Here is a 9249-nt window from a genome sequence, read left to right as displayed (position 1 = left end):
GCCGGTGCATGGTTGAAGAGCCAAAGCGCATAACCTCTCTCGGCTGAGATTGTGGGTGGGGGTTGTTTTGGTTTCTATCATCGAGCGGCCCGAGCCGAACAAGATTCTGCGGCCTTCATCGCTGCGTCTTGTGCAAACGGTATTGCGGTTGGCGCCAGCTTAGAAAAGAAGTCAGGGTGTTGGATGGCAGTCCTGCGTAAGGGCGGCGAGTGCAAATAAAGCATCGTCGCGCCGATGGTGTGAGGCTATCGGTTGAGTGTAGTAGGGGCGCAACCAGCAGTGCCGTTGTATAGCTGGGTTAACATTAAATCTGCTTACACACGTGCGTTCAGATCGATATCGATGGGTTCGGAGCTGAGTCACTACTGACGCACCTCTATCGAGAATCAGCTTGGACCAAGACGCTTAGGTGACCGATTGCGGTGATCGAAGAAGAGTAGGCTGTTGGCCGAGTCGTTTGTTCAGAGCTGCAAACTGAAGAAGGCAGCAAAACCTTCTTCATATACAGTCGAAGCTGCAACAACTGCGTTATTGACGAACCCATGTTTGGGTACGCCCCAGCGCTTCGATGCCGACGTAACCGCGCACTTCCAGCTTGTCGCCACCTTGTAGCAGTTTAGCCTTGGCGCGGTAGGTCTTACCCTTGGCAGGGTCCAGGATGCTTCCCTCTGACCAGGTCTGCTCGCCGTCCGGCTTCAGGTCCCAGAGGATCGTCATCCCGGTGATGGGCTGGTCCTTGCGCTCACCATCGCATGCGCTGCAAACCGGGTTTGACCCTTGTTCCGACTTGAGTATCTCTGACACTTTGCCGCTCAGCGTGCCGTCGGCGGCTTGTTGAATTTCGACAATCGACTTAGGTTTGCCGGTCTCGTCATCGATGGTCTGCCAGCGCCCGGCAGGCGATTCGGCGGCGAAAGCCAGTGACGAGAGCGGCAGGGCTAGCAGCAAAGCGGTGAGCATTGAGCGCATGATTTCTCCAGTAATCGAAAATGCGACTAAAACTCTATCACCGGATATTTGAAGGTGCTGGCTTTGGCTGGCTGACTGGTCGGTTCTCGTCAGTCGCCTCTAACTAGAGGATGGCTTCTGTCTGATTGCTCCGGTTAGCGTAAATGCCGTAACCGACCCGTTAATTCCCTTGACGCTATGGTTGGCATCGGGGGGGGTAGCTGGAAGCACTTTTTTTCTCAAGCCGTAGCTCCCAGCTACTTCGGGCGCATGATCTGCTGTTGGGCATTGCCCATGCTCCGTGCGCCCATATGACCTTGGCGTGGATCGTCCATTGACGCCTGTGCAGCGGGCTGCCGAGCACCCATAGGATATGCATTCGTCGTGTCCCCAGTATGTCCTGCACCAGATTTCGTCATTAGTGAGGAAGCTGCTTGATAGCGACGCCCTTCTAATAGCGCACATCTTCAGGCAGAGCCACTTGTCCCACACCTTGAGCTGTCCGCCGGTTCTTCAGCACTCTCGCGACTGTATGCCACCAACCGGGCCATTCGGGCGCATCGCCGTTCGTCGGTAGGTCGCAGTGGTTGCCGGCACGCGTTCAAGTCTGGGCGCATAACGCCGAAAAAAGGAATGCTTGATTGCGTTTTGAATGATGCCATTATGATGGCTAGCTAATGTTGCATGCCGGACGACTGCCGTCCCTGAGGTCACCCGTGAATCGACCCTCGCTCCGCCATCTGACACGTGCTCTCACAGCAATCGCGTCGCTATTAGCACTTCAGTTCGCACATGCCGCCGACGGCATCACGGTAGTTACCGAAGAGCTCCCGCCGTACAACATGACCGTCGATGGCAAACTTACCGGCATGGGTACGGAAGTGGTGGAAGCCGTGTTGGCCGAAGTGGGTGAGCAAGCCCGCATCCAGTCGATGCCTTGGGCGCGCGCATATGACATCGCCCTCAACTCGGAAAACGTGCTGATCTACTCCATTGCTCGCACTCCTCAGCGCGAAGCCTTGTTTAAATGGGTCGGCGTCATCGCGCCGACTCGCTGGTCTCTGTTCTCTCTACCCGGTACGCAGTTCGACCTCAAAAGCCTTGATGATGCGCGTCAGTACCAGATCGCTACCGTGAAGGAAGACGTCGGTGAGCAGTATCTGATAGACAAAGGCTTTGCTGTCGGGCGTAACCTGCAGTCGAGCAACAAGTACGAACACAACTATGAAAAGCTCAAGGCCGGGCGGGTAGATCTTTGGATATCCAACGAACTCAATGCGCACTACCTGGTACGGCAGGCCAGCGGTAATCCGCACGAAAACGCGGTTTCTCAGCTGAATCTGGACGATCTCGGAGGCGCCGATGGGCTGTGCATGGCTTTCAGCCGTAACACGCCGGATGAGGTCGTCGAGCGCTTCCGCGAAGGGCTAGCGCGTTTGCGCGCCGACGGCCGCTATGACGTCATTGCCGCCAGATGGCTCGAATGAGTGCTAGTGTCCCGAAGCCCGGTGATCCAGAAACGGTACACCGTCAGACCGGCTCTTTAGGGCGCCGGCTGGTACTGGCCACGTTGGGGTTCTGCCTGCTCTTCACTCTGGCAAGCGTGGGGTTGCGTACCTGGTTGGCCTGGCACGACAGCCTCGAGGCCATGGACGCCGAATTGGAGCTGATCGATCAGGTGTTCCAGAGCAACCTGGCCAGGGCCATCTGGGAGATGGACAGCGACGCCTTGGAAACTCAGCTCGACAGCGTTGCAAGTGCGGCGCCGGTAGGTCGGGTGGAGTTGCAGATCATCCGAGCGGGGAGGGCGCCAGAAGTCATCCAGCGTCAGCGGGCGCAGCAGCATGCCGAGCATCGGGCGCCAGTGCTACAGCATCGCCTGACATACGAAGCTTACGCCGGCGCCAGCGAAACGGTTGGCGAGCTCAGGCTGGAGGGTAACGAAGGTCTGCTTTGGGAGCGGCTTTTCGACGAGGTCACCGAGATCGTCATTACCCAGGTCATCCAGTCGCTTCTGCTGGCCGGCCTGATCATGTGGATGTTCAACAGTACGGTCACCCTGCATGTTCGGCGGATCGCCCGGCATCTCACCGCTTTGGCTCCTGAGAATCTCGATCAGACATTGCGCCTTGGGCGATCAGTGAAGCGTCATGATGAGCTGAGCTTGCTGGAATCTGGCGTCAACAGCTTGCAGGCGAAACTGTCCGCCTACCTCGATCGACAGCATCAGGACGAGCTGGCCTTGGCCGCTCACCGGGATCGCCTGGCAGAGCTGGTGGAAGAGCGCACCACCGAGTTGCGTGCAGCCAACGTGCTGTTGCAGGAGCTTTCACGTAGCGACCCGCTTACTGGGCTGGCTAACCGTCGTCATTTCGACGAGATCAAGGAAGTTGAATTCCGTCGCGCGCTGCGGCTCGGTCAGCCGCTGACCGTGCTTATGTGCGACGTGGATTTCTTCAAACGCTACAACGACCATTACGGTCACGCGCAGGGAGACCTGTGCCTGAAGGTCGTGGCCGATACGCTCAAACGTGTGTTCGCCCGCGCAGGCGAGGTCGTAGCGAGGCTTGGCGGCGAAGAATTCGTCGTGCTGTTACCGGGCGTCGATGCCGAATCCGCTCTTCGTTCGGCCGTGCGATTGCAGCAGCGACTGGCCGAGCGCGAGCTGCCGCACGAGGCTTCTGCCGTCTCGCCCTATGTCACGCTGAGCATAGGGCTGGCCGGGTTCGACCCTGAGACCGTGGATCAATTCGATCAGTTGCTGCGCCGTGCGGACGAAGCCCTTTATCGGGCCAAGACGCAGGGCCGCAACTGTATTGCCGACTAGCTAGCCGAGGATCTCATGATGCGCCCTATTTTCTGGATCGCTTTCTCCCTCGCAATGCTCGACGCAGTAGCGCAGGCGGGACCGGTGCGTGTGGTGACTGAGGAGACTGCCTACAGCTATCTGAAAGATGGCAAGGTCAGCGGCCCGGCCACCGAAGTGGTAGATGCCACCCTGAAGCGTGCCGGGCTGGGTGACTATCAGATTGGCATGTACCCCTGGGCGCGCGCCTACGACATGGCACTGCAGGATCCCGGCGTGCTGGTGTATCTCATCGCCCGGACGTCGGAGCGTGAGGCGTTGTTTCGCTGGGTGGGCGAGATTCTGCGCATTGACTATCACTTCTACAAGTTGCGCGAGCGAGATGATATCCAGGTCCCCGACCTGAATGCGGCAAAGGCGTATCGGGTCGGCGTGCTGCGCGATGATGTGCGCCATCAGTATCTGCAATCCAACGGCTTCGAGAAGATCGTGGTGACTGCGCATAACAGTGACAACTTCAAGCGGCTGCTCCATGGGCAGGTCGATCTCGTGCCCATGCCCGAACGGGACATGATTGCGCTGTGCGAGGAGGCAGGGCTTGATCCAGGCGAGGTTCAGCGCGTATTCACGCCCAATACCTCAACTCAACTCTATATGGCTTATAGCCGACAGACCGATGATGACATCGTGTTGCGCACCCAGGCTGCGTTCGAGCAACTGCAGGCGGATGGCACGGTGGCAGATTTGATGGCAGGCCATCACTGACACAGAGGGTGGCCTCAAGAAGCGCTTCCCTGCTCAAATTCGGCGAGAGCCTTGCGGCAGCCCACACCAGAGCCTTCTCCAAGGCCGGCTTCCACCCAAGGCAATATCGCCAAGGGCGGTGCTATCAGCGCGCCCGCCACGCTGGCCAACACGCGGGCAATCAATTGATCGCTCACCACACTGACTTGCGGGTCGCTGAGGGTGCCTTTGAGCTGTATCGGTGAGTTACCTGATAACAGGCTGAAATCCTTGGCGCGGGTCTCGAATGCCAGGTCTAGCTGCTCGCTGCCCAGATCAATTTCTCCTCCACCGGTGATGTTGCTGTCGGAAGTATTGATGTACAGCTGAGCAAGGCTTGCTGTGCCCTGGTTCGAGACGAAGCGAAGATAGGCGCAGTTCATATCGACCTGATCGGAGTCGGCCAGCGCTGCGACTGCTGCTTCGCCGGCGTCCAGGCCGAGTAGCTCGACTGCGAGCATGTCGAGCTTTCCGCCAGACATGGCCAGCTCCAGTTTCCCATCGAGATCTGCTGCCATAGCGCCCAGGGATTGACCTTCGAAGGTCAGGTCCAACTGACCGCCCATGGTTCCGGCCGAGTCCTGCGCTACCTGAGGAAGGTCAGCCTCGCGCAGAACGGGGGAGAGATTGACACTGGTGATATCAAGCTGCAGTTCACCCGTGGGTTGCTGCGGGCGTACGTCCAGACGCAACCGGCCGTTGGCCTTTCCTTTGCCGATGGCGAGCGTCAATGGGTCAGCCACCAGAACACCTTCATCCAGTTCCACTTTGAATTTGACCGCGTTCAGGGGTATCGCCTTGGTCATCATGTTGTCGGCCTCATAGCGGACGATGGCGTCGCGGTCGCGTAGTGCGTCGAGGCCAAGCGATTCATCGGAGAATACCCGCCCGTCATTGGGATCGGTTGGCGTGTCGGGCGCCTTCAGGTCTGAGGTATGTAGGGTGTTCGAATGCAGGTTGACCCAGAGCATCGGGCGCCCTGCGAGGCTCAGGCGGATATCCCCGCTCAGATCGCTTTCGCCCCATTGCGCCCGAAGACCTAGCAGGCGCAGCTGCTGATCCTCCCAGAGCAACTGGCCGCGCAACTGATAACTGGTCAGCGAGGGCAGGCTCAAGCCTGTCAGAGCGTTGAGGTTTGCCGGGTTTGGGCCTTTGAGCGATACGGCTAGATCAGCTGCACTGAACTGCAGCGGATCGGTGATGGTGCCATCCACGGTCAGCTCGCTTTCGCGCGTTCTTATCGTGCCTTCGATGGGATAGGGTCGATCGTTAAGCAGCTCGTCCAGCGCACCGACCTCGAGCTCGAAGTGCAGCGGTACACCGTTACGCCGGGCATTGCCCATCAGTTGCAGGCCGGACTCGGTAGCTGTGGCGTCAACATCGATCCACAGGTCGCGTGCCGGGTTTTCGTAGCGCAGATGCGTGTCGCTCAGGCGGGCGGAGTTCTGCCCCAGCTTCGCATGCAGATCACCGTCCAACGTGCCTAGCTTCGGGTAGCCCATTGGCTCAAGCGCACGGCCGAGGTCCAGCTCCTCGATGGTGAGATCGAGCGTTCCGCTCAGTGAGCTCTCGGTCAGATCAAACGAGCCGCTAGCGCTGATGGTGCCATCGCCTTGCGCCGCATGCAGACGCTCGATATCCAGACGCTGCTCGGCCAGGCTGCCCTTGAGGACGATATCGCTCAGTATGCTATCGCCGTACAGGAGCTTATCCAGGCTGAGGTCAACCTCGCCGCGATACCGACGCAACGGCCGTAGCAGTTTTTGAGCGCGCTGCTGGAGCGATTGCTGGTCACCTGTTGCATCCGCTGGGGTGTCGTTGCTGTCAACGCTGAGCAAGCGCATCACGCCCCAACGATTGAGGTCGAGCCTGTCGCCTTGCATGCGAACGGTCAGCTCTGGCGTATCGCCTTTATCAAGAGTGAGCGCGCCGGTGAGATGGCTTTCGCCGGTTTTCAGGTCAATGTCCTCCAACGCCCAGCGCGGCCCGTCACGTTTCAACCGAGTGCTGAAATCGAAGGCCGGGATGTCGATGGCTGGGTGGTCGAACGCCATCAATTCGGCTGAGTCCGGCGCGCTCACGGTCAATCTGCCGTTCAGGGAGGCTAGCTGCGGAAGCTGTTTGGCTTCACCGCTGAACCGCGCCTGGATCTCGCCTAGTTGCCCAGTGAGCGTCACGGCATAGGGTGCGTCGCTGGCCAATGCCTGGGCGGGTGGCTCGCCCCTCAGGCTCAGTGTCAGAGGCTTACCTTGAACATTGCCGCTTCCTTCGATGGCGAGCTGACGCTGGCCCGCACCGTTATCGGTGGTGGCTATATCAAGGGTGACTTCGGCATCCAGCCCCGCGTCGCGATATGTGAGCCGCCCGTTCTGGATCCGGATGATATCGGGCTGAATAGGTGAGGTGCTGTCGCTGGAGCTCTCATCTGGAGTCAGCGCGGCCCAGTTGGAGCGGCCATCAGCCTGACGATCCAGGTGGATCTCCGGCTGATCAAGTTCCAGCGACTGTAAGCGGAGATCGCCTGTCAGCAGAGCGCCGACTTCCAGCTTCGCCTGCATGGCGTCGAGCTTGAGCATATACGGATGTTCGGCCCACGCGGGATTGGCAACTTCGACATCGCCAACACTGACCCCCAGCGGAAATCCCCAGTCGACTTCGAGGCTGCCGATCTCCACCGCGCGCCCATCGAGGCGCTGACTCAGCTCGTCTTCGATCTTCTCACGCGCCCACTGCGTTTGTACCAGCACGGCGGCAATCACCACCAGTAGCACCAGGGCTGCCAGCAGGATCGCTATGATTTTCGCTGCTTTCGCCACCTGGCCTCCTGATCCGGTCCGCTTGTGCGTGGTTAGAGAGGGTCAGCTGCGAACGGATGCAGCCCTGTATAAGGGTCGACCCCTCAACGGCCCCAAAAGGTCACTGCGGTTTTGCCAGATGCTCGTTGGTACTGCTGCGAGCGCCAGCAGTAGCTGAGGCGAGGCGGTTTGTCGGGCGGGGCGGCACGTAGGAACACGGACGAACGGCGTTGCCGTTATCCGTGTTCAGCGAATCAGCCCTGCAGATCGGCCAGCATTGCAGTGGCCACCGCTTCTGCCACCTTGATGCCGTCGACGCCTGCTGACAGGATGCCGCCCGCATATCCGGCGCCCTCGCCGGCGGGGTAGAGGCCGCGGGTGTTGATGCTCTGCAGATTCTCGTTGTCGCGCTTGATCCGTACCGGCGAGGATGTGCGTGTTTCGATGCCGGTGAGAATTGCATCAGCACGGTCGAAGCCGCGGATCTGCTTGCCAAATGCCGGCAGCGCTTCGCGGATGGCATCGATCACGTAGTCCGGTAGCGATGGCGCCAGGTCACCCAGACGGACGCCGGGCTTGTAAGAGGGTTCGACTTCGCCGAACTCGCTGGAAGCCCGCCCGCGAATGAAGTCACCCACCAGCTGGCCCGGTGCGCAGTAGTCGTTACCGCCCAGTTCGAAGGCCCGCGATTCGAGGCGCTCCTGCAATTCGACGCCAGCCAGCGGGCCGCCGGGGAAGTCCTCGTCCGGATTGATGCCGACGACGATCCCTGCATTGGCGTTGCGCTCGTTTCGCGAGTACTGGCTCATGCCGTTGGTGACCACGCGCCCTGGCTCGGACGTGGCCGCCACTACAGTGCCGCCCGGGCACATACAGAAGCTGTAGACCGCTCGCCCGTTCTTGGCGTGGTAGACCAGTTTGTAGTCGGCCGCGCCAAGCTCCGGATGCCCGGCATATTTACCCAGGCGGGCGTTGTCGATGAGCGATTGAGGGTGTTCGATGCGAAAGCCCACGGCGAAGGGCTTAGCTTCGATATACACGCCGCGCTCGTGAAGGATGCGGAAGGTGTCCCGCGAGCTGTGGCCGAGAGCCAGGACCACGTAGCGACTGCGAATCTCTTCGCCATCGGCCATCCGCACGCCCTGGATGCGTCCGTCCTCAATGATGAAGTCCACCACGCGGCTATCGAAGCGTACTTCGCCGCCCAGCGCCTTGATTTCCTCGCGCATGGTCGAGACGACGCCGGTCAGGCGGAAGGTGCCGATGTGCGGCTTGCTGACGAACATGATCTCTTCAGGCGCGCCGGCACGCACGAACTCGTGCATCACCTTGCGACCGTAGAACTTCGGATCCTTGATCTGACTGTAGAGCTTGCCGTCGGAGAATAGTCCCGCGCCGCCTTCACCGAATTGCACGTTGGATTCAGGGCTCAGCACCTTCTTGCGCCACAGCGCCCAGGTGTCCTTGGTGCGGCTGCGCACATCACGGCCGCGCTCCAGCACGATCGGCCGGAAGCCCATCTGAGCCAGGGTTAGTGCGGCGAAAAGGCCGCACGGGCCAAAGCCGATCACCAGCGGTCGCTCACTCAACCCCTCTGGTGCCTGGCCCACCGGGTAATAACCGGTATCCGGAGAGAGGCGGATGTTGCGGTCGTCCGCCAGTTGCGCCAGCACCTTGGGCTCGTCCGCCACACTGGCGTCGATGATGTAGACGAAGGTGATCTCGCTGTTCTTCTTGCGAGCGTCGTAGCTGCGCTTGAAGACGGTAAAGTCGAGCAGCTCGGTGTCGCTGATTTTCAATCGCGCGACGATGGCGCTGCGCAAGGCATCAGCAGGGTGATCGAGCGGCAGTTGCAGTTCGTTGATACGAATCATGATGAGTCCTGGCCGGTGGCCCCGGCAGAGGTGGGAGGCGTTG

Annotated in this window: 6 protein-coding genes; 3 read left to right on the top strand and 3 right to left on the bottom strand. The window is 60.1% G+C overall.

Annotated features, from left to right (window positions below; genetic code table 11):
• Positions 1-528 precede the first annotated feature (528 nt).
• Positions 529-969, bottom strand: coding sequence for a DUF2147 domain-containing protein (locus EA797_RS17130; protein WP_122167361.1), 441 nt, complete (start codon positions 967-969; stop codon positions 529-531).
• Between the two features lie 695 nt (positions 970-1664).
• Here EA797_RS17130 and EA797_RS17125 point away from each other — a divergent pair.
• From EA797_RS17125 to EA797_RS17115, 3 genes are read left to right on the top strand one after another with little or no spacing between them, the layout of a single operon-like run.
• Entirely contained in the window at positions 1665-2435 is a 771-nt protein-coding gene (locus EA797_RS17125; protein ID WP_244214151.1) for a substrate-binding periplasmic protein, read from the top strand.
• Positions 2432-3775, top strand: coding sequence for a GGDEF domain-containing protein (locus EA797_RS17120; protein WP_244214150.1), 1344 nt, complete (start codon positions 2432-2434; stop codon positions 3773-3775). The genes EA797_RS17125 and EA797_RS17120 overlap by 4 nt, the downstream gene beginning before the upstream one ends.
• Before the next feature lie 15 nt (positions 3776-3790).
• Positions 3791-4519, top strand: a complete 729-nt coding sequence (locus EA797_RS17115; protein ID WP_122167355.1) for a substrate-binding periplasmic protein — start codon at positions 3791-3793, stop codon at positions 4517-4519.
• 14 nt (positions 4520-4533) lie between these two features.
• On the opposite strand, the gene EA797_RS17110 is transcribed toward EA797_RS17115, so the two are convergent.
• Together EA797_RS17110 and EA797_RS17105 are read right to left on the bottom strand one after the other, a co-directional pair.
• Complete coding sequence (locus EA797_RS17110; protein ID WP_122167353.1) at positions 4534-7353, bottom strand: AsmA family protein; 2820 nt, start codon at positions 7351-7353, stop codon at positions 4534-4536.
• A gap of 233 nt (positions 7354-7586) precedes the next feature.
• Entirely contained in the window at positions 7587-9206 is a 1620-nt protein-coding gene (locus tag EA797_RS17105) for an NAD(P)/FAD-dependent oxidoreductase (RefSeq protein WP_122167351.1), read from the bottom strand.
• Between the last annotated feature and the right edge of the window lie 43 nt (positions 9207-9249).

This window comes from Stutzerimonas zhaodongensis, assembly GCF_003696365.1.
Taxonomy (GTDB): Bacteria; Pseudomonadota; Gammaproteobacteria; order Pseudomonadales; family Pseudomonadaceae; genus Stutzerimonas; species Stutzerimonas zhaodongensis.
Note: the sequence above shows the minus strand (reverse complement) of the source record. Positions and strands in the feature narration are given on the sequence as shown.

Coding starts and splice junctions, on each gene's coding strand:
- EA797_RS17130 (WP_122167361.1), bottom strand. CDS start 969: ATGCGCTCAATGCTCACCGCTTTGCTGCTAGCCCTGCCGCTCTCGTCA.
- EA797_RS17120 (WP_244214150.1), top strand. CDS start 2,432: ATGAGTGCTAGTGTCCCGAAGCCCGGTGATCCAGAAACGGTACACCGT.
- EA797_RS17115 (WP_122167355.1), top strand. CDS start 3,791: ATGATGCGCCCTATTTTCTGGATCGCTTTCTCCCTCGCAATGCTCGAC.
- EA797_RS17105 (WP_122167351.1), bottom strand. CDS start 9,206: ATGATTCGTATCAACGAACTGCAACTGCCGCTCGATCACCCTGCTGAT.